The organism is Amycolatopsis orientalis DSM 43388, assembly GCF_000411975.1.
Classification (GTDB): Bacteria; Actinomycetota; Actinomycetes; order Mycobacteriales; family Pseudonocardiaceae; genus Amycolatopsis; species Amycolatopsis orientalis_D.
On the sequence record NZ_ASXG01000163.1, the window covers coordinates 1 to 25156 of the forward strand.

Consider the following 25156-nt stretch of genomic DNA (forward strand, 5'->3'; position numbering starts at 1 on the left):
AGCCACTACCAGCAGCGACACCAACAACCAGCACCCGATCACGAACTACAGCTGGAGTACTAGACACCTGAGATCGTCCGCGACGGAGTTTCCGGCAAATATCCACTCGAACGGCTGCAAAGTGAGACACCAATCGACCTAGACCTGGTACAGAAGTGAAGCAAGTTAGCAGGTCGTTGACCCTACGCGCTTGCGCAAGTCTCCGCTCGCACCCATTAAGCCGCTGACACATCGTTCCAGTCGATGTTTCTTGAAGTAAGCGGGCGTATCGGGTGCCAGGAGGCGGACATGCGTCGAGATCGGCGAACTCCACAAGCAAACGGAGTGGCGGAGCTTGAACTGGTCATCTCGGACTTCGGCCGCGCAGTAACGCGAAAACTTTTGACCGGCCAGGGCTCCCCGGAAGATCATCTCCGCGGCCCTTTCGAGAAGATGTTTGCTTCGATCGCGGAAAGCCTCGGACTTCCGGTCACGACAATCGGGGAAACCAGGCTTCCGGACTTGTCTCTCCGGCCCGACTACGCAGTCGACGTAGCAGGGGCCCGCATTGGGTATGTCGAACTGAAGAAACCCGGGCACGGCGTACCCGGAACGTGGCCCAGACCTTCGACACACGACAAGCAGCAATGGGAGAAATTTCAACTGCTTCCGAACGTGCTCTACAGCGATGGCGAACAGTTCGCGCGCTACGAGTACGGCAAACTACGCGGCGAAGTTGCCTACCTGACGCCGGGGGTCAACCACGCCGGCGCGAAACTGCATGCGCGGGATAGCGTTTTCGCTCGAGTCATGACCGATTTCTTGCTTTGGGAACCCGAGAGGCCACGCTCGCTCAATGAGCTCGTACGTCTCACCTCGAGGCTCTGCCGCCTACTCCGCGACGACGTCGCCACTGAGCTGAGTCGAGAGCGAACTGGTCGAGCTCGCCAGCAGAATTTCAGTGCGCTGGCCACGGACTGGCGGCAGGCCCTTTTCCCTAACCTGACCGACGAACAGTTTGCCGACCAGTACGCACAGACGATCACGTTCGCGCTGCTGCTGGCCAGAGTCGAGGGAGTCAGCTTTCAGGGCCGCTCGATCGACGAGATTGCCCGCTTGCTTGGCAAAAAGCACTCGTTGATGGGACGAGCACTCACAGTACTGACCGACCAACCGGAAGAGGAGCTCAGTATCGCGCTCACAACCATGATCAGGGTGCTCAGCGCTGTCGACTGGAGCGCATTCCCAGATGAATCATATTCGATGCTTTATGAGAATTTCCTAGAAAATTACGACCCAGCCCTGCGTCGCAAAAGCGGGGTCTACTACACTCCGGCAGGCTTGGTGTCCTTCACTACTCGATTCGTAGACGAAGTGCTCAGGAGCAAGCTGGGCCGTCGGCTCGGCTTCGCCGAGCCCGACGTGATAGTGGTCGACCCTGCGATGGGAACCGGAAGCTTCCTTGCTGAGGTCGTCAACACTGCCGCGGCGACCATCGCCGAAGAAGAGGGACCGGGCGCAGTAGCCCCACATCTTCGCGAGTTAGCAAGCCGACTGATCGGCTTCGAAAACCAGGCTGCTCCATACGCCGTCGCCGAACTGCGGCTGCACAGCTTGTTGAAGAAGCGGCATAGGTCCGAGGTGCCGCACGGCGAGCGACGATTCCTTGCAGACACGCTAGATGACCCTGATGCACAGACACTGCCACTGGGGAAGATGTACGAAGCGATCGAGCGGTCGCGACGCGGTGCCAACAGGGTGAAGCGCGAAGAACCGGTCATGGTCGTGATCGGCAACCCTCCATACGCCGACAAAGCCGGCGGCACTGCTCCGTGGATCGAGAGGTCGGGTGCAACCAGGGACGCGCCCGGGCTGAAAGCGTTCCGAAAGACCGACAACGGGCGTCTCGAGTACGTGCTTTCCAACAAGTATGTTTACTTCTGGCGTTGGGCGACGTGGAAGGCGTTTGACGCGCATCCTGGACACCCCTCGGGCGTCGTCGCTTTCGTGTGTTCCGCCGGGTTTCTAGCAGGCGCGGGTTTTGCCGGGATGCGTGAGTACCTTCGTCGGACAGCAGATGAAGGATGGATCGTCGACCTTACACCGGAGGGGCATCAGCCCCCGGTGAGCACACGATTCTTCCGAGAGAATCAGCAGCCGATCTGTGTCGCAGTGTTCATCAGAAAAAGCGGACCTGAACCTAGCGTGCCCGCACGGGTGCATCGCACGTCCATTGAGGGAACAGTAGCGGACAAGATCAACGCCCTCCAGGGCTTGACGGTCGATGACGCTCGCTGGCTGCAGTGCACGAACGACTGGGATGCCCCGTTCGAGCCCGGTGAACCCGAGGCGTGGGCGGCAATGCCGTCAGTCATCGATCTCCTGCCCTGGGCAGCACCGGGCGTCAAACCCAACCGCACGTGGGTCTACGCACCTGAACCGAGCACCCTGCAAGAACGTTGGACCGCCCTGATCGATGCTTCACCACACGAGAAGGCATCGCTGTTGAAGGAGACGCGCGACAGCAAAGTCACCACGGAAAAGCTGCCCACTCCGGGGATGGCAGGCCGGGCCGTCCCGATCGGGGCCGAGGATCGACCGTGCCCGCCACTGACTCGGATCTTGCACAGATCATTCGATCGCAAGTGGGTTATCCCCGACGGCAGATTGCACGACACGCCAAGGCCTCCACTCTGGTATACCTACTCAGAAAAGCAAATCTTCATCGTTGAACAACATGCCCACCCTATCACTGCTGGCCCTGCGCTGATTTTCTCTTCACTAATTCCGGACATGCATGCTCACTCAGGTCGCGGCGGCCGCGTAATCCCACTATTTAGGGATCGCCACGGAAGGGAACCTAATGTTGCCCCCGGCCTTATTCGGGAGCTGTCACGAGAAATGGAAAATTCAGTAACCGCAGAAGATCTGCTGGCTTACCTAGCCTCCGTCACAGCACATGACGGCTTTATCCGGCGTTTTTCCGAAGAACTTAAGCGCCCCGGAATACGTGTACCCGTGACCAGAAATCGTGATTTATGGCGCGCCGCTACAGCACTGGGAAGAGAGGTGGTGTGGCTGCACACGTATGGTGAACGCTGCGTGGACCCCGACGATGGCCGCCCCGCTGAAACGCCGCGTATGAAATCGTCCAGGCCAACTGTCAAGATAGACATTCCGGACACTCCGGATCGCATGCCACAGAGGATTCAGTACGACGCGGCGAAGCACGAGCTGCACGTCGGCGACGGCCTCATCTCGCCCGTGCGGCCCGAGGTCATGGCATTTGAGGTTTCCGGCATGCCTGTCGTGAAGCATTGGTTCGGATACCGGAAGAAGAGTCCGCACGGCACTCACTCGTCACCACTCAACGACATCGTTGCCACCGCATGGAGTCCCTCCATGACGACCGAACTGCTCAACCTCCTTAACGTAGTGGGACGATGCGCCGCCCTTGCTCGGGAACAGGACAAGCTCCTGTCCGAGATCGTCGCTGGGCCCCTGATCACGACTGAACAGCTCGCGGCGGTCGGCGTCCTGCCGGTGCCGCAGGCTGCGACGAAGCCGCCTAGGCCAGACCGTGTGGAGAACCTCTTCGGCGACGCCTGACGACCTCGGCCACAACCGTCACACGCAGTCATGGCAGCGATTCGCGGTCGTGGCCGATTTGGACACCCGATACCAGTGCATGACTGGGCGAAACGACGAGTTCCATCGCCACGGGTGTCCGGATGCGTACGTCACCTCATTTTCCTGGGCCGGATCGGGAACGCCGCAGTCCACAGACGGCTGGTCGGTCACCGCCGGCGGCGGAACAACCCCCGGCGCTTCGGCGGGGCCACCACGTCCGCGATCCCTTGCAGGAACGCGTCCTCGTCCACCAACACGTCCTCCTGCAGAGGTACGTATCCGCTCGCCTGCCACTCCCCCAGCAGGGCCGTCCGCGAGGTGGACCTGCCGTCGTTCGCCAGCGTGAAGAAACGGCAGACGGGCGAGCCGGCGGGGCGCACGATCGCCGCGAAATAGGACTCGGCCGGTTCGATTCGGCCGGCGAAGGTGACCAGCAGGACTTCGTGCCCGCGGAGTTCCGTCAGCCGGCCGTGCGGGAGGTCCAGCGGACGGCGCTGCTCGGCCGGCAGGTAGGCGCCGATGTCCGCCCAGCCCTTCGCCAGGTATTCGTTGGGGTCCTGCTTTCCCTCCCGCATCCCGGAGAGCAGGAGAGCGCCGTAGTCCAGGGCGGCCGACCCGAGCACCCGGGTCACGAACACGAAATTGTGCGGATCCGGCGGCACCGACGGGTCGTCGGCGAGCGGGCCCTCCGTCGCGTCGGCGGCTACGTCGGCGGACGGGCGGAAGCGGATCTCGTCGCCCTGCTGAACGGTCAGCTGGGTCATTTCCCCGGCGCGCCACAGGTAAACGTGCGGCGACAGCTCGCGCGGGCCTTCGACGAACAGTTCGGCCGCACGTTCGGCCACTCCGGTGAGCGTGCCGTACGAACCCTCCTCCTGCGGGAAGAAAAGCAAATGCCGGTCCGTGGGAATGGCGCACACCAAACCACCGTCCGGAACTTCTTTTCCGGTCAGTTTCCGGTACAGCTGGTCGAAAACCAGCACCTGGCTGGCGATGGACCCGGATTCCCCGGACAGCAGATGAAATGCGCCGCCGTCGGCGACGTGCACGATTTCGTGCCGTTCGACCGGCAGAGCGGCCAGATTCCGTTCCGCCTGTTCCAGCGGGGTGCCCTGGGAATCGTCGATCGAACGGGTCAGGTAATCCTCGTCCACTTCCACGCCATGCGGCACCTCGAACGTCACCACGGCGTACAGCCCGGGCGCGAATTCGGGCGGCGGGGCGGCGCCGGGGGCCAGGAATTCGGCCGGGACCAGCCGGAGCGTCAACTCCCCGTGTGCTGCGGTCATCCACCCTGCTTTCCGTGCGATTCGTCCCGGTCCACCGGGATGATACGGAAAATCCCCGGCCGCGTGACGGGAATTCGGCCGACATCGCGCCCGAAGCATCGCCGGGCGGCGCGATAACCGGTACGACACGTCAAGGTCAACTCGAAGGCGGGAGACGGCATGACAGGTCGCTTGTGGTCACGGCGGACGCTGCTCGGCGGCGCGGCGGGCAGCGCGGCGCTCTTCGTGGCCGGCTGCGCGGCGAGCCAAGATCCCCGGGCCGCGGCCGCACCGGCGCCGGGCGCACGGGTGATGATCATCCGGCACGGCGAGAAGCCCGCCGGTTCGGGCGGACCGCAGGGCATCGACGTGAACGGCAACGCCGACTCGCATTCGCTGACCGTCCGCGGCTGGACCCGGGCCGGCGCGCTCGTCGAACTGTTCGCCCCGTCGACCGGCGCGCTCCGCGACGGGCTCGCCCGTCCGACGGCCGTCTACGCCGCGGGCGGAGACGGCGGCGAGGGTACCCGGCCGCGCGAAACCGCCACCCCGGTGGCCGAACGGCTAGGCAAAAGCCTCGTCACGACTTACGCCAAAGGCAGCGAAGCCCAGCTCGCCGCCGAGGTCTCGCGCCGCACCGAACCAACGCTGATCAGCTGGCAGCACGAGGAAATCCCGGCACTCGCCGCCGCGTTCGGCGCGGCTGCGCCGAAGAAGTGGCCGGACGACCGGTTCGACCTCGTGTGGGTGCTGGCCCCGGCCGGGTCCGGCTGGGCGCTTTCCCAAGTGCCGCAGCTGCTCCTGGCCGGGGACAGCGCTGAGCCGATCAAGTGACCGCTCAGCCAGCCCTCACTGCCTCTCGTAAGGGATCTTCTCCCCCGCTTCCACCGCGAACGGCAGGTGATTCCCCTCCGGCGGCAACGGGCACGTCGCGAAGTCCGTGAACGCGCACGGCAGGTTCACCGCCCGGTTGAAGTCCAGCGTCACGGTCCCGTCCGCGGCGGCCTCGGCGACCGGCAGGGAGCGGTTGGCGGCGTAGGTGGTCACGCCGCTCGTCGTGTCCGTGAAGAGAATGCTGTACCCGCCGGTCTTGCCGTTGAACGCGGTGAGCGCGTACTCCGCCCCATCGCGTTCGAAGACCACTCGCCCAGGCGCGGTGTAGACATGCGACAGCCCCTCCACCACCGCACCCACCGTGGTCGGGCGCGGTTCGTCGAACGGCTCGAAGCGGCCGGTCAGCACCCACGCCGGGTCCGGGTCGTATGCGGGGACGCCGTGGAAGTCGCGCAGCACCGGGGCTTTCGGGTCGTGCACGCGGATCAGGTACCCGGACCGGCGCGCGACTTCGATTTCGACCGAGCCCGCCGTCACGCGGGTGCCCGCGCCGCTGTTCACCAGCTCGAAGCGGTGGACATCGGTCAGCAACGCGCCTTCGTGCCGCAACTCGCCGCCGTCGGGATCGACGTAGGCGGCTTCGGCGTCCTGCCACCATCGGCCGGGCAAGCCGGGATAGGTCCGCGGCGAATCCTCGAGCCAGTCGAGCGACACCAGCGCGAGCCAGCCGTACGGATCGGCCAGTGTCTTCTCCCGCTCCGCCTTCCAGTCCTGCCACGCTTGCGCGAACTCCACTGCCATGTCCGGGCCCCTTCCGTCCGTGTGCAGGGCACAACACCGTCCCCGGCATGGCATTCCGGCTCCCAGCACGTGGGAACGGTAGGGTCGCCCGGGTGGCGGAGCAGACGGAACAAGCGGTGGAGATCTACACCGACGGCGCGTGCAGCGGCAACCCCGGACCGGGCGGCTGGGGCGCGCTCCTGCGCTACGGCAAGCACGAGCGCGAGCTGTACGGAGCCGAGGACACCGTCACCACCAACAACCGCATGGAGCTGATGGCTCCGATCCGCGCCCTGGAAAGCCTCACGCGCACGTCCGTGGTGCGGATCTACACCGACAGCACGTACGTCCGCAACGGAATCCTCCAGTGGATGCCTCGCTGGAAGAAGAACGGCTGGCAGACGCAGGCGAAGCAGCCGGTCAAGAACGCCGACCTTTGGCAGCGCCTCGACACTGCCTGCCGGCAGCACGAGGTCGAGTGGCTGTGGGTCAAAGGCCACGCCGGGCTTCCGGAGAACGAACGCGCGGACAAGCTCGCCGTCAAGGGCTCGCAGGAAGCCGCCGCGGCCGGGGTGCGCCGGGCGCGCGGCTGAGCCGCACCCGAATCGCCGCACTGACCAGGCCTTGCCGCTGAGCCAAGGCCAACCGACAAAAAAATTATTCTTGACAATAAGATCAATCGGAAGGCAGGCTCGACAGCACCAGAAGCCGAGAGGACAACGCCATGCCGAAGTTCACGACCGTCGCCGAGTACGTCGCCGCGCAGCCTGAAGCGCTTAGCAAGGTCTACGCCGCCCTGCTGCCCGTGCTGGACGACGCGATGCCCGCACCGGCCGCGCTCTACCACGGCGCGCCCACCTGGAAGGCAGACAAGAACCCGGTCTGCCTGGCGAAGGCGTACAGCTCCTACGTGACCCTCGCGTTCTGGCGCGGTCAGCTGCTCGACGATGGCGGCCTCGAACCCAGCGCCCGCGAGATGGCCCACGTGAAGCTGCGCAGCGCCGAGGACGTCGACGCCAAGCAGATCACCGCCTGGGCGCGGCAGGCTTTCGCGCTGGAGACAGAATCATCAGCGTGACGAACCCCTGCCCGTGCGGGCTCCCCGAGCCCTACGCCGACTGCTGCGGCCGGTTCCACCGCGGCGACCAGCACGCCCCGACAGCCGAGCGGCTGATGCGGTCGCGGTACTGCGCGTTCGCCGTCGGAGAGCCCGAATACCTGCTCGACACGTGGCATCCGAGCACCCGGCCGAAGCGGCTGCGGCTCGATCCCGCCCAGGAATGGACGCGGCTGGAGATCCTCGGCCGGACCGGCGGCTCGCTGCTGCAGAACGAGGGCACGGTCGAGTTCCGCGCGCACTACCGCTGCCAGGGCCGCGACGACTCGCAGCACGAGAACAGCCGGTTCGTCCGCGAGGGCGGGCGCTGGTACTACGTCGACGCGCGCTAGCCGGAACCGCGGGCGAAAATCGGGCGAAAAGACCCCGCCGAGGTCTGTTCCCGGACGCTCCGGGCGGCTACGATCACCGGCAATCGTTAAGGAACTTTACTAACAATTGCCGCCGCCAGGAGCCCGAGGAGGACCGCTCGTGACCCCACGCCGGCCAAGAATGCCCGGACGGCTGCTAGCAGTCGCCGCCCTGACCGCAGCACTGGTCCCCGGCGTCGCCGGGGCGGCTTCGGCGGGGCCGGAGCCCGGCCAGGCCGCGATCCCCGGTTACCTGATCCAGTCGTCGGCCAAGGTGCCCGACGACGCCTCGGTGTCGAAGCCGGGCTTCGACGCGAAGGGCTGGTACCCGGTCGGCTCGCAGTCCACGGTCTACGCCGGGCTGCTCGCCAACGGCCGTTATTCCGATCCGTTCTACTCCACGAACATGAAGAACGTGCCCGCCGCGGACTTCAAGGTGCCGTGGTGGTACCGCGCCGACATCAAGGTCGCCGACCCCTCGCAGCGCACCTACCTCGACGTCAGCGGCGTGCTGTCCAAGGCCGACGTCTGGGTCAACGGCACCCGCGTGGCGACCAAGGACGAGGTCGACGGCCCCTACACCCGGCACGACCTCGACGTGACCAAGCAGGTCCACGAGGGCGTCAACAGCGTCGCGTTCAAGGTCTACCCGAACGACCCGAACAACGACCTGTCGATGGGCTGGATCGACTGGGCGCAGACCCCGCCGGACCAGAACATGGGGCTCGCGCGCGAGGTCGTCGTCCGGCACAGCGGCCCGGTCGCGCTGCGCGGCGCGCACGTCGTCACGAAGCTGAACGTGCCCACCCTCGACCACGCCGACCTCACCGCGAAGGCCGACGTGCGCAACGACTCCGACGCGCCGGTCCGCGCCACGGTGTCCGGCACTGTCGCGGGACGGCCGGTCAGCCAGGACGTTTCCCTTGCCGCGCACGAAAAGAAGACGGTCACCTTCCCGGTGGTCGGCATCGACCAGCCGCGGGTGTGGTGGCCCGCCGGGATGGGCGGCCAGCCGATGCAGCAGCTGGACCTGACCGCGACCGTCGGCGGCACCGCCTCCGACGCGAGCCGCTCCAGCTTCGGCATCCGCGACGTCAAGGCACCGCTCAACCCCAGCGGCGGGCGGCAGTACGTCGTCAACGGGAAGCCGCTGATGATCAAGGGCGGCGGCTGGTCGCCCGACCTGCTGCTGCGCTGGGACGCCGGCCGGGCGGCGGACAAGCTCGCCTACGTCAAGAACCTCGGCCTCAACACGGTGCGGCTCGAGGGCCACATCGAACCCGACGCGTTCTTCGACCTCGCGGACCGGATGGGCGTGCTGACCATGCCCGGCTGGGAATGCTGCGACAAGTGGGAAGGCCAGGTCAACGGCGACGAGAAGGGCGAGCCGTGGACCGAGGCCGACTACCCGGTCGCCAAGGCGTCGATGACCGCCGAAGCCGAGCGGCTGCGCGACCACCCGAGCGTGCTGTCGTTCCACATCGGCAGCGACTTCGCGCCGGACGCGCGGATCGAAAAGGGCTACCTCGACGCGCTGTCCGCGGCGGACTGGCCCGCGCCGGTGATCTCCGCGGCTTCGGCCAAGGCGTCGCCGAAGCTCGGCCCGTCCGGGATGAAGATGAACGGCCCGTACGACTACGTCCCGCCGAACTACTGGTACGACAAGGCGCACAAGGACGCGGGCGGCGCGTGGAACTTCAACTCCGAGACCAGCGCCGGGCCGGACCTGCCGACGATGGACACGCTCAAGCGGATGATGACGCCCGCCGAGCTGGAAACGCTCTGGAAGAACCCGGCCGCGCCGCAGTACCACCGCTCGGAGTCGGAGACCTTCGCGAACCTGAAGATCTTCGGCGACGCGCTGGCCGGCCGCTACGGGAAGCCGACGAGCCTGGACGATTTCGTCCGCAAGGCGCAGCTGGCGCAGTACGAGAACGTCCGAGCGGAGTTCGAATCGCACTCCCGCAACTTCACCGACGCGAAGGACCCGTCGACCGGGCTCGTCTACTGGATGCTCAACAGCGGCTGGACGTCGCTGCACTGGCAGCTGTTCGACGCCTACCTCGACCAGAACGGCTCCTACTTCGGGGCCAAGAAGGCGAACGAGCCGCTGCACATCCAGTACTCCTACGACACGAAGTCGGCTGAGGTGGTCAACTCCACCACGAAGAAGGCGTCCGGACTGACCGCCACCGTCGAGCTGTTCAACACCGACGGCACGAAGAAGTTCTCGCAGACCAAGAAGGACCTCTCGGTCAACGGCGGCGGCGCGCACGCGAAGGCGCTCGACATCGGTTCGGTCAGCGGGCTCTCCTCCACGTACCTGGCGAAGCTGGTGCTCACCGACTCGGCGGGCAAGGAGGTCAGCCGGAACGTGTACTGGCTGTCCACCAAGGACGACAAGCTCGACTGGAGCAAGTCGGACTGGTACTACACGCCGACGTCGTCGTACGCGGACCTGTCCGGCCTCTCGAAACTGGGCGCGGCGAAGGTGACCACCACGGCGACCTCGGCACCGGGTCCGGACGGCACCACGGTCACCACGGTGAAGCTCACCAACACCTCGTCGGGCAAGACCCCGGCCTTCATGGTGGACACGCACGTGGTCGACAGCGCGGGCGCGCCGGTCCTCCCGGTGACCTGGTCGGACAACCAGGTCAGCCTGTGGCCGGGCGAATCGGTGACGCTCACCGCCACCTACCGCACGGCCGACCTGCACGGTTCGGCTCCCTCGGTGCGGGTCGCGGGCTGGAACACCGGCACGCAGACCGTCCGCGGCTGAGCACGTCGTGAGCGGCAATTCCGGTTCTAACCGGAATTGCCGCTCACGAGTCCCACAACCGCCGCTGCTCCCCGTCCGGATCCGACACCGTCTCGCTGACGTCGTCGAACAGCCGGGTCACGCGGTCCTGCGGTGCATACTCCGCCCACCCCGGGTCACCGGTCGCCACGAACCGGACCCAGGTCGTGAACATCTCCTTCGCCATCGCCCGCAGCCGCTCCGGATCGGGGCGGGCGATGGCGAACAGGAAGCGCCAGTTGGGGTTGCCGACGTCGTCGAACACGAACGGCAGGTCCACCCCGTGCGCCGCGCCGAGCCCCTTCCCGCGCGGCGCGATCCGCCAGTCCAGCCGGTACATCCACGCCGTGCCGCCCGCCGCGTGCTGGGATTCCGCGAGCCGGATGGACGGCAGCCACCAGTCCCCCGCCGTGCGGACGCGGTTCACCAGCTGGTCTTCCGGCCAGTCCGGCAGCAGCTCCCGGTACGCCTCGGTCATCCGGGCGAGCACGTCGGGCTCGAGCATCGTCGAGCCGGCACCGAGCAGTTTCGCTCCGCCGGTTTGCAGCCAGGAGAACAGATCCTGCTCGTCGGCCGTGGTGCCGGTGAGGATCCGGACCTCTCGCGCCGCCCCGTCCGCCACCGCTTCGCCGGGCCGCCGCGGCAGGAGATCTCCGTCGACCACCACCCGGTACGGCACGAGCGTGCCGAGCTGGGCCGTGACCCGTTGCTGCGCGGTCAAAATCTCGGTGACCGGCAACGTGGACAGGTCCGCGCCGCCTAGCTCGGCCAGCACCGCTTCGCCGACCGCTTCCGCCTCGTCCGGGGTGTGCACGACGGACCCGACGCCAGTGCCGCTCTGCACGATCGCCTGGCTGAACAGCCCGCGTGCCGCCGGAACCGCCAGCAACGTCCCCACAGTGCGGCCGCCGTTGGACTGCCCGGCGAGCGTGACGCGCTTCGGGTCGCCGCCGAATGCGGCCACGTTGTCGCGAACCCATTCCAGCGCCAGCACCTGGTCGTGCAGCGAGAGATTCCCGTCCGAAACGCCGGGCAGCCGGAGCAGGCCCAGTACCCCGAGCCGGTACCCGACGGTCACGACGACCACGCCGTGGCGGGCGTACGCGGACGCGTCGAACTGGTGCGGCGAGCCCAGCACCCCGCCTCCGCCGTGGATCCACACCAGCACCGGGTATGAACCGGGCGCTTCGGGTGCGTACACATTGACGTACAGGCAGTCCTCGTCGCCGACGAAGCGTTTCCCGGTCACGTCGGGCTGCGGGGCCTTGCCCGCGAACTCCGTCGCGTCGCGCACTCCGGTCCAGGACGCCACCGGCATCGGCGGACGGAAGCGCAGCTCCCCCACCGGCGGCTCCGCGAACGGCACCCCCAGGAAAACGCCGACTCCGTCCCGCACCTCGCCGCGGACGGCACCGGCCCGCGTCTCCACTGTCGTCACGGCCGCAGCCTAACGCCGGTCCGTGCGCGCGTTCCGAGGCCGCGGGCGATGATTGTGCGGTGGAAATCGCAGCGGAATTGGTGGCGCTGGTCCTGACGGTCCTCCTGGTGACCGTCGTCGCGCGCCGGATGGACTGGTCGGCGCCGCTGTGCCTGGTCGCGGTCGGCGTCGGGGTGTCGTTCATCCCCGGGGTGCCGCAGTACGAACTGGACCCGGAGATCGTCCTCATCGGACTGCTGCCGCCGCTGCTGTACTCGGCGTCGATCCAGACTTCGCTGGTCGCGTTCCGCAAGCTGCGCGGGCCGATCGCGCTGCTGTCGGTCGGGCTCGTGGTGTTCACCGCGTTCGGCGTCGGGCTGGTCGCGTGGCTGGTCGTGCCGGGACTGCCGCTGGCCGCCGGGATCGCGCTGGGCGCGGTCGTCGCGCCGCCGGACGCGGTGGCGGCCAGCGTGGTCGCGCGACGGGTCGGGATGCCGCGCAAGCTCGTCCGGCTGCTGGAGGGCGAAAGCCTGTTCAACGACGCCGCCGCGCTCGTCGCGCTGCGGACCGCGATCGCGGCGATCGCGGGCGCGGTCAGCCTCTGGCAGGTCGGTCTCGACTTCCTGCTCGCGGCCGTCGGCGGGATCGTCGTGGGCTTCGTCGTCGGGCTGATCGTGACGTACGTGCGCGCGAAGCTGGAAGACACGCTCACCGACACCGCGCTGTCGTTCGCGGTCCCCTTCGCGGCGTACTTGCTCGCGGAAGCGGCGCACGGATCCGGGGTGCTCGCGGTCGTCGTCACCGGGCTCATCCAGGGGCACCAGACGCCGCGGATCCAGTCCGGGCCGTCGCGGCTGGCGAGCAGGCTGAACTGGGAGACTGTCCAGTTCCTGCTGGAGAACATGGTCTTCCTGCTGATCGGCCTGCAGGTGCGGGGAATCCTGCACGAGGTCGGCAAGAGCGGGCTGTCGCTGGGGCAGCTCGCCGGGATCTGCGCGGCGGTGCTCGCCGCGACCATCCTCGCCCGGATGCTGTGGATGGTCGGAATCGGCGTGGTGAAACGCCTCCTGGACACCTTGGGCGTGGAACGCGGGAAGGTGTGGCCGTGGCGGTATTCGGCGGTGATCGCGTGGGCCGGGATGCGCGGCGTCGTCACGCTCGCCGCCGCGTTCGTGCTGCCCGCGGACACCCCGCAGCGCGCGGTGCTGGTGCTGGCCGCGTTCGTAGTGGTGGCCGGGACGCTTGTGGTGCAGGGCATGACCCTGCCGCCGCTGATCCGCCGGTTGCGGCTGCCGCGTCCGGACCCGGCGGAGGACGCGCTGCAGGAAGCCGCCGTGCTGCACGACATGACTCGCGCCGCGCTCGCGAAGCTGGACGAACTGCGCCGCCCGGAAGACCCGCCCGAGGTGATCGAGCGGCTGCGCGACCGGTTGCAAGGCCGGTCCGACGCCGCGTGGGAACAGCTCGGCCGGCAGAGCACGCTCGCCGAAACCCCGAGCGACGCCTACCGTCGGCTGCGCGTCCAGCTGCTCGAAGCCGAACGCCAAGTGTTCCTGAAGGCCCGCGACCGAGGCACCGCGGACGACGCGGTGCTGCGCCGCGTGCTGGCCCGGCTCGACATCGAAGAATCCATGCTCGACCGCGAAGAGGAGGAACCCCCGGTGGCCGAACGCGAACTCAGCACGCCCGCCGCCACGGCCGGGTCGTGCAAGCACCTGAAACACGACTGGCCGGACAAGGAGCCCAGCTCGCGGGATTCCTGCGCCGAATGCCTCGAGGCCGGGCTGACCTGGGTGCATCTGCGGATGTGCCTCAAGTGCGGGCACGTCGCCTGCTGTGATTCCTCGCCGGGCAAACACGCCTCGCAGCACTTCCACGAAACCCTGCACCCGGTGATGCGCAGCTTCGAGCCGGGCGAGACGTGGCGATGGTGCTTCGTGGACAAGCAGCTCGGTTGAGCCGACCGGTTAGGGTCGGGGGCATGAGCACGCCCGAACAGGAAGTCGAGTACCGCCAGCACCGCTTCAGCCCGCCCGCGGGAGCCACCGAGATCTTCCTGGTGCGCCACGGGGAATCGATGCCGCAACGGCTCAGCGAGCCGTTCGATCTCGTCGACGGCCAGGCCGACCCGGACCTCGCGCCGGAAGGCCGCGACCACGCCGTGCGCGTGGGCGAACGGCTGGCCTCGGAACGCATCGACGCGCTGTACGTGACCACATTGCGGCGCACCGCCCAGACCGCGGCGCCGCTGGCGGAAAAGCTGGGCCTCACCCCGGCCGTCGAGCCGGAGCTGCGCGAGATCTACCTCGGCGAATGGGAAAACGGGCTGTTCCGCAAGAACACCGCGGAGGGACATCCGCTGGCGCGGAAGCTGTGGGAGGAGCAGCGCTGGGACGTCCTTCCCGGCGCGGAATCCGACGAAGCGTTCGGCCGCCGGATCCGGGCCGCGCTCACGCGCATCGCCGCCGCGCACCCGGACCAGCGCGTCGCGGTGTTCACCCACGGCGGCGTGATCGGCGAGGCGTTCGCCCAGGCGAGCCGCTCCCTGGAACGGTTCGCGTTCCTGGGCGCGGACAACGGATCCATCTCGCACCTGGTGGTGCACGGCGACAACTGGCTGATCCGCGGCTTCAACGACCGGTCTCACCTGGCCGCGCCGCTCGGCTGAGCCGGCTCGTCGCGGCGGAGGCACCCCGTCGCGACGAGTTCCACCGTCACCAGCACCGCGACCGCCTCCGCGGCCAGCAGCCCGATCAGCACCAGCACCTGGGTCGTGCCGGCTTGCAGCGGGCTCGCCCCGCCCAGCAGGACACCGACGTACGCGCCCGGCAGCGTCACCAGGCCGACAGTGCGGGTCTGGTCGAGCGCCGGGATCAGCGCGTGCCCCGCCGACGGACGGCAGATCTCCAACGCGGCCTGCCGCGGCAGAAAACCCAGCGCGAGCGCGGCTTCGTACTCGCCGTGGCGTTGCTTGAGCTCGTCGAGCGCACGGCGCGCCGCCTGCGAGGTCGCCGTCATCGAACCGCCGATCACGATCCCCGCGACCGGCACGATCGAGATCGGCTTCGCCGGGACGACGCCGGAGCCGAGCACCAGCCCCAGCACCGGCAGGACGCCGGCCGCCAGCGGCAGCGCGACCCACCCGATCCGCCGCGGCACCCCGATCCGGCTCGCGGACGTCGCGGCGGCGATGGAGAACATGAGGAGCACGAACAGCGCGGTCAGCCAGTCCGAACGCAGGATGACCGTGATGACCAGGGAAACGAGCGCGAGCTGCGCGACGGCCCGGACGGCCGCGACGAGCACCGCCCGCCCCTGCCCGAGCTGCCCGAACCGGACGACGGCCGCGCCCGCGAGGGCCAGCACCACGAGCACGGCGATCAGCGCGGGCCCGAATCCGATCGCACCGTTCACGGTGATGATCCTGCCGCAGGCCGGGATGCGGGGCCGCTTCGCTCCCGCGGAAGTCCGTGAAGGGCTCCTTGCGGGAATCTGATTCCGGCAAGGAGCCCTTCACGGAACGCGGCATCGCGCGGCCCCGGACCGGACAGCTGCGGACTGTCCGCGGGTCAGGCGCTGCAGCTGAGCTGCCGTCCCTCCCCCGCCACCGATTTCTCGGCGACCACGTGCCCGTCCACCCGGATCCGGCACAGCAGCGCCCCGGTGCTCTGCGCGACCAGGCTGCTGAACACCGGCTGCTCGGCGGGAGCCTTCCGCTGCACCGTCACCGACCAGGGCAGCCGTACCTCGGCCTGTTGTTCGAGGTCGCCGCCGGCCGCGACGTAGGTCAGGTTGTGCGCGACGTCCTCGCCGGCCAGTTCGTAGACGACCGTCCGGGTCACTTCGCGTACGGTGACCGGTTCGACGGTCGCCGAAGGCACCGACGCGGCCGGGGCGGGCCGGTCCGGGGTCGCTTTCGGCATGACGTACCACGCGACGGTGACCGCGACGGCGATGACGCCGGCCACGACCACCGCGCTTCCGAGCGGCCGCAGCCTGCCCGATTCCCCCCGGGCCGCCGTGGGCCGGGTCGCGCCAGGAACACCCATGGAGAGGTCTTCTCTTCTCGAGCGCACTTCCCGCGAGTGCGACGTCTGGTTCTTCGCCAGACCGTTACACGGCGTTAGCCAACCCGGGAAAACTGGCTTCTATTCACCCTGATGGGGGTAGGAGCCGTGCACTCCCGACCACGGCCACCACGCACGATGCCGATAACGCTCGCGCGTCCCCCGGTTGACGCAGGGTGATCAGTCGACCAGTCCGGCCTCGGCCAGCATCCGCAGCACGCGCTGTCCGGCGGGCGGGCAGGCGGCGGCGTCCGCGGCGCGCAGCCAGGCGGCCTCGGCGATCTCGGCCGACGGCTCCGGTTCGCCGGTGTGGTCGGCGGTGTAGCAGGTCATCCGGACGCGGCGGCCGTCGGCGAATCCGTCGGCCTTCTCGTCGAGCAGCGCGAAGAACCGGAAGCTGAGCGGGTCGAGCGCGACGCCGAGTTCCTCGCGGATTTCCCGGCACAACCCCTCGACGTCGCCTTCGCCGGGTTCGCGTTTGCCGCCGGGGAGATAGAACTTTTCCTTGCCGTTGGTGCGCACGGACAGCAGCCGCCGGTCCCGCACGTGGACCCAGGCCAGAGCATCGATCGGGGTCATGCACGCATTCTGTCGTACCCGCGAGGCATGATCGCGGGGTGTACTCCGAAAGCCCGCCGCCGCGCTCGCTGCGCCGCCTCGTGCGGTGCCGCTGGGAGTCGGCGGAGCCCGGCCCGAAGCGGATCGTCCCGGACGGCTGCGTCGACCTCGTCGCCGGCGCCGGTCAGGTCTTCGTGGCCGGACCGGACACGACGGCGTGGATGTCGGCGTTCCCGCCCGGCGCCCGGCTGCGCGGCCTGCGCTTCCGTCCGGGCGCGGCCGCCGCGATGCTCGGCGTGGGCGCGGACGAGCTGCGCGACAGCCGGGTCTCGCTGGCGGACCTCTGGAACCGCCGCGGCGCGACGCTCGCCGACGAGATCCTGAGCGGCCGAGACCTCGCCGACGCGATGGCCGGGGTCGCGGCGGAGCGGGCAGCCGCGGTGGATCCGGTGGTGGAGCGGATGCTGGCCCAGCTCGCCGCGGAAGCCGCGGGGAGTGCCGGAATTCCGGGCCGCGGCCGAGGAACGGCCGAGCCGCGCCCGGGCACGCGAGCTGTCCGCCACGTCGGCCAGCCGTCCGCGTGGCGTCCTGTCGGCCCCTCGAAAGCAGGTCGGAGCGAGCGACAGGCGCGCCGGCTCTTCACCCTCGCGGTCGGCTACGGCCCGGCCACCTACCGGCGCGTCCTCCGCCTCCAACGGGCCATCGCGCTGGCCCCCGCCGCCACGACGCTCGCCGACCTGGCCGTCGCCGCCGGGTACGCGGATCAGCCGCACCTCACGCGCGACTGCCGGGCGCTCACCGGCCTCACCCCGCGCGTCTGCTTCGGCAAGTGACTCACTCGGCCGCCGAGTCCTGGTGCCGCGCAAGGAAATGCGCCGTCTCGACGGTCGCCGGATACAACGCGCGATAGTGCGCATAGAACTCGTCGTAGAGATCCGCGCGCACCGGATCCGGCTCGATTACCTCGGCGACCGGGTTCCACGCCTCGATGTCCGGCTCCAGCCCGATCGCCACCGCCGCCAAATACGCGTCCCCGAAACACGCGCCGACTGTTTCCGTCGGGAGATGCTGCGGAGTCCGGGTCACGTCGCTCACGATCTCCGTCCACACCCGCCCTTGCGTGCCGCCGCCGACCGCCACCAAGCGGCGCGCGGGGCCGCCCATCGCGGAGAGGTTGTGCCGCACGCCGTACGCCGTCCCTTCCAAGGCCGCGCGGTACAGCTCGGCCCGGCCGTGCGAGGTGGTCAGCCCGGCGATCACCCCGCGCGCCGCCGGGTCCGGCACCGGAGTCCGCTCGCCGGCGAAGTACGGCAGCATCACCAACCCGCGGCTTCCGGCCGGGACCCGGCCGGCCGAGGCGACCAGTTCGGCGAAATCCCCGTCGAAGAGTTCCCGCAGCCAGTCGGTGATCGCGCCGGACGTCGCCATTCCCGCGGCCAGCGAGTAGCTGCCCGGCGAAACCCCGCGCGTGGCCCACAATCCGGCCACCGGACGGGCCTCGGCGACCGCCTGGACGAGGAACATCGTGGTGCCGTACATGACCATCGTGTCGCCGGGCTCGCGCACGCCCGCGCTGGCCGCCTCGGCCCACGCGTCGATCGTGCCGCAGGTGACCGGCAGCCCGGCCGGCAATCCGGTCTCGGCGGCGGCCCGCGCGGTGACCGTGCCGGCGACCTCGGTCGGCCAGGCGAGCCGCGGCAGGTCGATCCCGGGCGCGACGAGCGCGGACCAGTCCTCCGCCCAGCCGCCCGCGCGCAGGTCGTACATCGGGTCGCACTGGCTGGCCGAATGGTGGTCGAGCACGTATTCGCCGGTCAGCCGCCGCACGAGGTACGAACTCGCCATCAGGAACTGCCGGGCCCGGGCGGCGACGTCCGGCTCGTGCCGGTACAGCCACCGCCACTTCGGGCCGACCGCCTGGCTCGACAGCGCGCTGCCGCAGCGCTCCACAATGGACTCTTCGCCGAGTTCGGCGGTCAGCTCGGCGATTTCCGCGCCGGCCCGGGTGTCGACGCCGTACAGGATCGCCGGGCGCAGCGGGCGGCCGTCGCCGTCGGCGGGCAGCAGCACCGGGCCGATGCCGCTCACCGCGAGCCCGGCCGGTTCCCGCCCGCCGGCCAGCAATTCGCGCACCAGCTCGGAGAACGCGGCCCACCACACCGTTTCGGCGTCGTGCTCGAACCAGCCCGGGCGCGGGCGGGAGGTGCTGTGCGGGCGGGCGGCGCGCGCCAGTACAGTGCCGTCCGCACCCACGAGGACGCCTTTCGAACTGGACGTGCCGATGTCGATGCCGAGCAACGGGCCCGGTTGCATCGCAGCTCCCCCGACAATCGGACGGTAAACGATTACCGGGACGGTATTCTGCGGTCTCCGGGGTGTCAAGGAAGCCAGGACGAGGAGGCTCGGTGGCCACGATCAGCGACGTCGCCGCCAGGGCAGGCGTCTCGACCGCCACGGTGTCGCGGACCCTGAACGGCAAGTCCACAGTGGATCCCGAGCTGGCCGCCCGGGTGCTCGAGGCCGCCGAGGAGCTCGGCTATCACCCGAACGGACTGGCCCGGAACCTGCGCCGCCAGGAGACCGCGGTGCTCGCGCTGATCATCTCCGACGTCGAGAACCCGTTCTTCACCTCGATCGCGCGCGGGGTCGAGGACCTCGCGCAGGTGTCCGGCTATTCGGTCGTGCTCTGCAATTCCGACGAGAACGAGGACAAGGAACGCCGTTATCTCGACGTCGCGCTGCAGGAACGCGTCGCGGGCGTGCTGCTGTCCCCCACCGGCCCGGCCACGAACGTCACGCGGCTGCGCCGGCTCGGCATCCCGGTGGTCGCGGTCGACCGGCCGCTGCCCGGCACCGACGGCGACCAGGTGCTCGTCGACACCCGCCGCGCCGCCCGGCAGGCGGCCCGGCACCTCGTCGCGAACGGCTACCGGCGGGTCGCGTGCCTGACCGGGCCGTCCGGCGTGCGCACCGCCGACGACCGGCTGTCGGGCTACCTCGACGCGGTCGGCGAGGAGAACGCGGTCTTCCGCCGCGCCGAGTACCGCGCGGAAGGCGCCCGGCGCGCCGCCGGGGACCTGCTGGACCAGCCGGAACCGCCGGACGCGCTGCTGGTCGCCAACAGCACGATGGCGATCGGGGTGCTGGAGGCGCTGGCGGAGCGGAACCTGCGGGCCGGGCGCGACATCGGCATCGTCTCGTTCGACGACGCGCCCTGGACGACCTTGATCGACCCGCCGCTGACCGTCGTGGCCCAGCCGGCGTACGAGATCGGCCGGGTCGCCGCGCAGCTGCTGCTGGCCCGCATCGGCGACAGCACCCGCGAACCGGTCACCACCACCCTGGACGCGCAGCTGATCGACCGGCGGAGCTCGCACCGCTGAACCCGGCCGCTTCGGCGAAACCGGAGGGCGCGGCGAAATCCGGCGGACCCCTCCGGGCGAGCGGCGAAATCCGGGGGGAAACGACGTGCCTGGCGGCCCGGCGGAGATCCGCCGAGCCGCCAGGCACGCCCCACCCCCTGTCCCCCCAGCTTCCGCCGCGGACGGCGGAGCACGGGCCGCACCCGAGGGCGGGAAACCGATTACTCGTTCGCAACGTAAATCGGCGGCCCGGGAGTGTCAAGCACTCGAAAGCCTGGACAAGGCACCCGGAGCGGGGCAGACTGTCCCGAACTCGCCTACGCGCAGTGTTTACTTCTGTGCGATACGTGTCGATCTTTGGTGAATTCACCCACAACAAGGCGAGAAACCGCACGAACCCGCACACACGCGCTAGGCTGAGCGTATGTCGATAGCCCTGGAGAACGTTCTCGCCAGAGCCGGCCTCAAGGCCGACGCGAACGAGTTTCTCACGCTCGTGGAGGACGCGGCCCGCAGGCTGTCGCCGCCCAACCCCGATCCCTCGCACTATTTCTCCCCCGACCAGCAGGCCGCGCTCGCCGACGCGGGGCTCGACCTGAGCCCGCGCGACGAGAGCGAACCGGACTTCCGCGCGCGCACCGTCGCCGCGCACGCCGTGCTCGCCGATTCCGCGCTGTCGGTCGGCCAGGCCGCCGAAATGCTGAACGTCGACGACAGCCGGATCCGGCACCGGCTCAAGGAAGGCAGGCTCACCGGCTGGAAGGACCAGGGCTGGCGGCTGCCCGCGTGGCAGTTCAACGGCGCGGGCGTGCTGCCCGGGCTGGAAACCGTGCTGCGCGCGGTGCCCGAGGACCAGCCCGCGCTGGTCGTCGCCGCGTTCATGAACACCCCGCAGTCCGACCTGGTGATCAGCGACCGGCCGGCCACGCCGCGGCAGTGGCTGCTCGCCGGCGGCGACCCCGAGCAGGTGGCCCGGCTGGTCGCCACCCTCGGCTCGCCGTTCTGACCCGCTGACCTTCCCGCCTGCGCACCGCCGCGCCCGCCGCGGCGCAGGCCCGCCCCCGCCCCGACACAGGACGGACGACCTCCTCCGCATGGCCCGGCTCCCCTCGCCTCCGGCGCGGTCTGCCCTGGTCAAGGGGCTGGACCGCGACCACGACGTGGTTTCGGTGCAGCCCGAGACCCGGCTGGTCCGCATTTTCACCGCGCACGGCAACCATCCGCAGCAGTGGAACACCTTCCGCTACACCGGCCCGCTCCCGCACGGCCGGTTCGACCAGCAGACGCCCGGCCGCGGCGGCCGCCCGGTCACCGACCCGGGCAACGGCGTGCTGTATTTCGGCCTGACCGTGCGCACGAGCGTCGCCGAGGTGTTCCAGACGACCTCGACGGTGGACCGCACGACGCGCGGGCCGCGGCTGGTTGTGGTGCGCCCGACGCGGGTGCTGCGGCTGCTCGACCTCACCGGGCTGTGGCCGACGCGGGTCGGCGCGTCGCAGGAGATCTCGAGCGGCCCGAAGAAGATCACCCAGGCGTGGGCGCGGGCGATCCGCGGCGCGATGCCGGACCTCGACGGGCTCTGGTATCGCTCGTCGATGGACGCGGGCAAGCCCGCGGTGTGCCTGTGGGACCCGCCCGCGGGCGCGGCGCTGCCGATCGCCCCGGACGTCCTGCTTCCGCTGGACCATCCGGGGCTCGACGTGCCGCTCGGCCGGGTGTGCGAGGAGCTGAACTACACGCTGCTCAGCTGAGGTGCCGGGCCCACCAGGCCAGCACCGCCTCGAACCGCTGCACCCGGTGCCGCGGCTTGCCCGAGCGGGTCAGCTCGTGCCCCTCGCCGGGGAACAGCAGGAACTCCGTCTCGACACCGGCCTGGCGCAGCGCCACGAACTGCCGCTGCGCCTGCTCCAGCGGGCACCGCCAGTCCTGCTCGGAATGCACGACAGCGAACGGGATCCGCACGTCCGCGGCGTAGCTGAGCGGGCTGCGGCGCCGCTGCTCGCCGGGGTCCGCGCCGACGTAGCCCTCGGCGAAGTAGTAGCCGATGTCGGAGCTGCCCGCGAAGGAGTCCCAGGCGTTCACCGCGCGCTCGCTCCACGCCGCGCGGAACCGGTCCGGGTGCTTCGCGGCGACCCAGCTCGTCATGAACCCGCCGTAGGACCCGCCCATGATCCCGGTCCGCGACGAGTCGAGGTCCGGCCGCTCCAGTGCCTTGTCGAGCAGCGCGAGCACGTCGTCGACATCGACGGTGCCCAGGTTGTGCACGACCGAGGTGCCGTGCGATTGCCCGTATCCGGCCGAACCGCGCGGGTTGCCGAGCACGACGGCGAACCCGGCCGACGCGTACACCTGCGCCTCGTCGAACACCGTCCATTCCTGCTGGGCGAACGGCCCGCCGTGCACCACGCGCAGCACCGGGTGCGGTCCCTCGCCCTCGGGCAGCACGAGCCAGCCGTGCACCGGGTAGCCGTCCGGCGCGGTCGTTTCGAGTTCCACGACCTCGCAAAGGCCCTTGTCCCGCAACGGCTTCGAGTAATCCGTGAGCACGCGCGACCCCTCGGAACCCAGAACCACCAGCTCGCCCGCAGTGTCCAAACTGGCCACTACCGCGACGACAGTGTCGCCGTCCGCGGCGAATCCGTGGACCGCCGAGTGCCCGGCGTGCAGCACGCGCAAGTCGTCCAGCTTCGCGCCGTCCGCGTCCGTCGGAACCGCGCGCAGCTCCACCGCACCGCGGTTGCGCACCGCGACCAGCACCTCGTCGCCGCGCGGAATCGCCGGGCCGGAACCGGGCTCGACGTCCACGGTCTCCACATCGGTCAGCCGCCGCGGTTTCCCGTTCGGCACGACCGCGTACAGACCGGCGTTGGAAGCGACGACGACACCGTCCTCATGGGACGTGCCGAAGAAGTAGAGCGTGCCGTCCGGCGCATACACCGGCTGATCGGCGTACCCGGGACAGGCGGCCAGCACCTCGGGTTCGCCGCCGTCGACCGGGAACGCGACGAGGTCGTGCTCGCGCGTTTCCGCCCGGTCGAAGTCGTGCGGCACGGTCACGACGACGCGCTCGCCGTCTGGCGTCCAGACCGGCTGGCTGACGCTGTAGTCGCGCGGCGTCACGGCTTCCGGCTCGCCCTCTTCGAAAGTGTCGAGCACGTACAGCCGCTTCGGCCGGTCGCGCAGGAAGCCGATGTTGTCGATCCGGTAGTCGAGCCGCTTGATCAGCCGCGGTGCTTCGGCAGCGGGCTCCGGCGTGCGCTCGTCGGTGTCCTCGGTGCCGTAGCGGCCCGGTTCGGCTTCCCGCGCGGTGAACGCGAGCCAGCGCGAATCGGGGGCCCACACCGGCGCGTCCGCACCGAGGTGCAGCGAGGTGAGTTTCCGGGATTCGCCGCCATCCGCGGGCATCACGTGCACCTGCGGGCTGCCCTCGGCGCCCTTGCCGTCGCCCGCGCGCAGGAACGCGACCCACCGGCCGTCCGGCGAGATGGCCGGCGCCGAATCGCGCGGCCCCTGGGTCCACGGCGTTTCGCCGCCGGACAACGAGATCCGCCGGATCGCGCTGCGGTACTGGTCGGTTTCCAGGTCCGGACTGCTCACCGCGGCGAGCAGGAGGTCACCGCGCAGCGCGGGACGGCCGGGGACGACGAGGGCTTCGATGTCGGCAGGACGCATGCCGACGACCGTACCCGATCTTTAGCAAGGCGAACGACCTATTTGGCCTCGACCGCCCGCCGTTCGTCGCGCTTGGCCTTCGCCAGGCTCAGCAGCGTGGTCACGGTGAGGACCACGACGATCACGCCGAGCGACATCCAGTTGCTGATGTCCAGCCAGTCCGGCGCGAGGTGGTACTCGTGCAGCGCGTGCACGACCAGCTTCGCGCCGATGAAGGCGAGGATCACCGCGAGGCCGTAGCTGAGATACACGAGCTTCGTGACCAGCCCGCCGAGCAGGAAGTACAGCTGCCGCAGGCCCATCAGCGCGAACGCGTTGGCGGTGAAGACCAGGAACGCCTCCTGGGTGATGCCGAAGATCGCCGGGATGGAGTCCACCGCGAACAGCAGGTCGGCCGAGCCGATCGCGACGATCACCAGCAGCATCGGGGTGATCTTCCGCCTGCCGTCTTCCTTCACCAGGTACTTGTGGCCGCGGTAGTCGTCGGTGACCGGGAAGAGCTTGCGCACCCAGCGGGTGAGCGCGTTCTCGTGGTACTCCTCCTCGCCGCCGTTGCCGCGCAGCATGCTGATCGCGGTCCACACGAGCACCGCGCCGAAGACGAAGAACACCCAGACGAACTGGTTGATCAGCGCCGCGCCGACCGCGATGAACACGCTCCGCATGCCCAGCGCGAGCAGGATCCCGACGAGCAGCACGCGGTGCTGGTGGATCGCGGGCACCTTGAACGAGGCCATGATGACCATGAAGATGAACAGGTTGTCGACGCTCAGCGAGTACTCGGTGATGTACCCGGTGAAGAACTGGACGCCCGGGTCGTGCCCGGCGAAGAACCAGACGCCGGCCCCGAACAGGACGGCGCAGGCGATGTAGAAGATCACCCAGCGCGCGGCCTCGCCGGTCGTCACCTCGTGCGGCTTGCGGTCGACGATCACCAGGTCGAGGGCGATCAGCGCGAGCAGCCCGCCGACTGTCGCGAACCACAGCCACAGGGGGACGGTCATCTCAGAAACCTCCGGATAGTGCGCAGCAGCAACTAACCGGAGGTCTCTCCCGCCGGTGCGAAACCGGCCGACGGTGCCGGGGACCTCGGCGAACGGCTCACCGGGTCGCCGTGCTGACGACACCGCCGCGAAGGAATACTCCCCTCACAGCGCGTTCAGTCTGCCGGTTACGGGCTGCGAACGCCAGCCGAGGTTGCTCACATCACCGGACCGGCCGTGTTTTCTCCGTCACTCCACCCGCACGGCGGGATCGCGCCGGCGTTTGGGGTGAGCGGCGGGACAGGCCGAAGGCCCCTCCCGCCGCTCACCCCAAACGCC

Annotated in this window: 21 protein-coding genes; 12 read left to right on the top strand and 9 right to left on the bottom strand. The window is 69.3% G+C overall.

All coding sequences use genetic code 11. The annotated features are described in order from the left end of the window. Positions 1-324: 324 nt before the first annotated feature. The gene (locus tag L942_RS43365; RefSeq protein WP_158684578.1) at positions 325-3588 is read left to right on the top strand and encodes a type ISP restriction/modification enzyme; all 3264 of its coding nucleotides are present in this window, start codon (positions 325-327) and stop codon (positions 3586-3588) included. Between the two features lie 188 nt (positions 3589-3776). Here the strand turns inward: L942_RS43365 and L942_RS33750 are convergent, their stop codons facing one another. Beyond that, on the bottom strand, positions 3777-4898 hold the full coding sequence (locus tag L942_RS33750) for a hypothetical protein (RefSeq protein WP_037368053.1): 1122 nt from the start codon (positions 4896-4898) through the stop codon (positions 3777-3779). 159 nt (positions 4899-5057) lie between these two features. Between L942_RS33750 and L942_RS33755 the strand changes: the two genes are divergently transcribed. Beyond that, positions 5058-5711 carry a hypothetical protein gene (locus L942_RS33755; protein WP_037368056.1) on the top strand — a complete coding sequence of 218 codons (654 nt, stop codon included), beginning with the start codon at positions 5058-5060 and terminating at the stop codon, positions 5709-5711. A 15-nt stretch (positions 5712-5726) separates the two neighbouring features. Here the strand turns inward: L942_RS33755 and L942_RS33760 are convergent, their stop codons facing one another. Next, a complete protein-coding gene (locus L942_RS33760; protein ID WP_037368057.1) occupies positions 5727-6512 on the bottom strand; it encodes a DUF1684 domain-containing protein in 786 nt (261 codons plus the stop codon). A gap of 92 nt (positions 6513-6604) precedes the next feature. Between L942_RS33760 and rnhA the strand changes: the two genes are divergently transcribed. The 4 genes from rnhA (at position 6605) to L942_RS33780 (ending at position 10740) form a co-directional block, all read left to right on the top strand. Further along, on the top strand, positions 6605-7084 hold the full coding sequence (gene rnhA / locus L942_RS33765; protein ID WP_037368058.1) for a ribonuclease HI: 480 nt from the start codon (positions 6605-6607) through the stop codon (positions 7082-7084). A gap of 131 nt (positions 7085-7215) precedes the next feature. Continuing rightward, positions 7216-7569, top strand: a complete 354-nt coding sequence (locus L942_RS33770) for a DUF1801 domain-containing protein (RefSeq protein WP_037368060.1) — start codon at positions 7216-7218, stop codon at positions 7567-7569. Beyond that, positions 7566-7940, top strand: a complete 375-nt coding sequence (locus L942_RS33775; protein ID WP_037368062.1) for a YchJ family protein — start codon at positions 7566-7568, stop codon at positions 7938-7940. Before L942_RS33770 ends, L942_RS33775 begins: the two co-directional genes overlap by 4 nt. A 160-nt stretch (positions 7941-8100) precedes the next feature. After that, a complete protein-coding gene (locus L942_RS33780) occupies positions 8101-10740 on the top strand; it encodes a glycoside hydrolase family 2 protein (protein WP_051166440.1) in 2640 nt (879 codons plus the stop codon). Positions 10741-10783: 43 nt separating this feature from the next. On the opposite strand, the gene L942_RS33785 is transcribed toward L942_RS33780, so the two are convergent. Continuing rightward, the gene (locus L942_RS33785) at positions 10784-12196 is read right to left on the bottom strand and encodes a carboxylesterase/lipase family protein (RefSeq protein WP_037368064.1); all 1413 of its coding nucleotides are present in this window, start codon (positions 12194-12196) and stop codon (positions 10784-10786) included. Positions 12197-12255: 59 nt separating this feature from the next. Here L942_RS33785 and L942_RS33790 point away from each other — a divergent pair, with 59 nt between their 5' ends. Both L942_RS33790 and L942_RS33795 read left to right on the top strand, forming a co-directional pair. Continuing rightward, complete coding sequence (locus tag L942_RS33790; protein ID WP_037368066.1) at positions 12256-14133, top strand: Na+/H+ antiporter; 1878 nt, start codon at positions 12256-12258, stop codon at positions 14131-14133. Positions 14134-14156: 23 nt separating this feature from the next. Then, positions 14157-14843: a histidine phosphatase family protein gene (locus L942_RS33795; protein WP_037368068.1), complete on the top strand. Its 687-nt coding sequence runs from the start codon at positions 14157-14159 to the stop codon at positions 14841-14843. Here L942_RS33795 and L942_RS33800 read toward each other — a convergent pair. The 3 genes from L942_RS33800 to L942_RS33810 form a co-directional block, all read right to left on the bottom strand. Next, the gene (locus L942_RS33800; protein WP_037368071.1) at positions 14819-15589 is read right to left on the bottom strand and encodes an ABC transporter permease; all 771 of its coding nucleotides are present in this window, start codon (positions 15587-15589) and stop codon (positions 14819-14821) included. The genes L942_RS33795 and L942_RS33800 overlap by 25 nt on opposite strands. Positions 15590-15744: 155 nt before the next feature. Beyond that, a complete protein-coding gene (locus L942_RS33805; RefSeq protein ID WP_037368073.1) occupies positions 15745-16224 on the bottom strand; it encodes an MmpS family transport accessory protein in 480 nt (159 codons plus the stop codon). Positions 16225-16422: 198 nt separating this feature from the next. Continuing rightward, entirely contained in the window at positions 16423-16821 is a 399-nt protein-coding gene (locus tag L942_RS33810; protein ID WP_037368075.1) for an NUDIX hydrolase, read from the bottom strand. A gap of 38 nt (positions 16822-16859) precedes the next feature. Between L942_RS33810 and L942_RS33815 the strand changes: the two genes are divergently transcribed. Continuing rightward, positions 16860-17633 (top strand): AraC family transcriptional regulator, encoded by a 774-nt coding sequence (locus L942_RS33815; protein WP_051166441.1) that lies wholly within the window; start codon positions 16860-16862, stop codon positions 17631-17633. 1 nt (position 17634) lies between these two features. On the opposite strand, the gene L942_RS33820 is transcribed toward L942_RS33815, so the two are convergent. Next, on the bottom strand, positions 17635-19113 hold the full coding sequence (locus L942_RS33820; RefSeq protein WP_037368078.1) for an FGGY-family carbohydrate kinase: 1479 nt from the start codon (positions 19111-19113) through the stop codon (positions 17635-17637). Positions 19114-19205: 92 nt separating this feature from the next. On the opposite strand from L942_RS33820, the gene L942_RS33825 reads away from it, so the two are divergent. The 3 genes from L942_RS33825 (at position 19206) to L942_RS33835 (ending at position 21913) form a co-directional block, all read left to right on the top strand. Continuing rightward, positions 19206-20183: a LacI family DNA-binding transcriptional regulator gene (locus L942_RS33825; protein ID WP_037368081.1), complete on the top strand. Its 978-nt coding sequence runs from the start codon at positions 19206-19208 to the stop codon at positions 20181-20183. A gap of 403 nt (positions 20184-20586) precedes the next feature. Beyond that, a complete protein-coding gene (locus L942_RS33830) occupies positions 20587-21168 on the top strand; it encodes a hypothetical protein (RefSeq protein ID WP_037368086.1) in 582 nt (193 codons plus the stop codon). An 88-nt stretch (positions 21169-21256) separates the two neighbouring features. Further along, positions 21257-21913 (top strand): RES family NAD+ phosphorylase, encoded by a 657-nt coding sequence (locus L942_RS33835; RefSeq protein ID WP_037368089.1) that lies wholly within the window; start codon positions 21257-21259, stop codon positions 21911-21913. Here L942_RS33835 and L942_RS33840 read toward each other — a convergent pair. Both L942_RS33840 and L942_RS33845 read right to left on the bottom strand, forming a co-directional pair. Then, positions 21906-23834, bottom strand: coding sequence for a S9 family peptidase (locus L942_RS33840; RefSeq protein WP_037368091.1), 1929 nt, complete (start codon positions 23832-23834; stop codon positions 21906-21908). The genes L942_RS33835 and L942_RS33840 overlap by 8 nt on opposite strands. A gap of 38 nt (positions 23835-23872) precedes the next feature. Beyond that, positions 23873-24838 (bottom strand): TerC family protein, encoded by a 966-nt coding sequence (locus L942_RS33845; RefSeq protein WP_037368094.1) that lies wholly within the window; start codon positions 24836-24838, stop codon positions 23873-23875. Between the last annotated feature and the right edge of the window lie 318 nt (positions 24839-25156).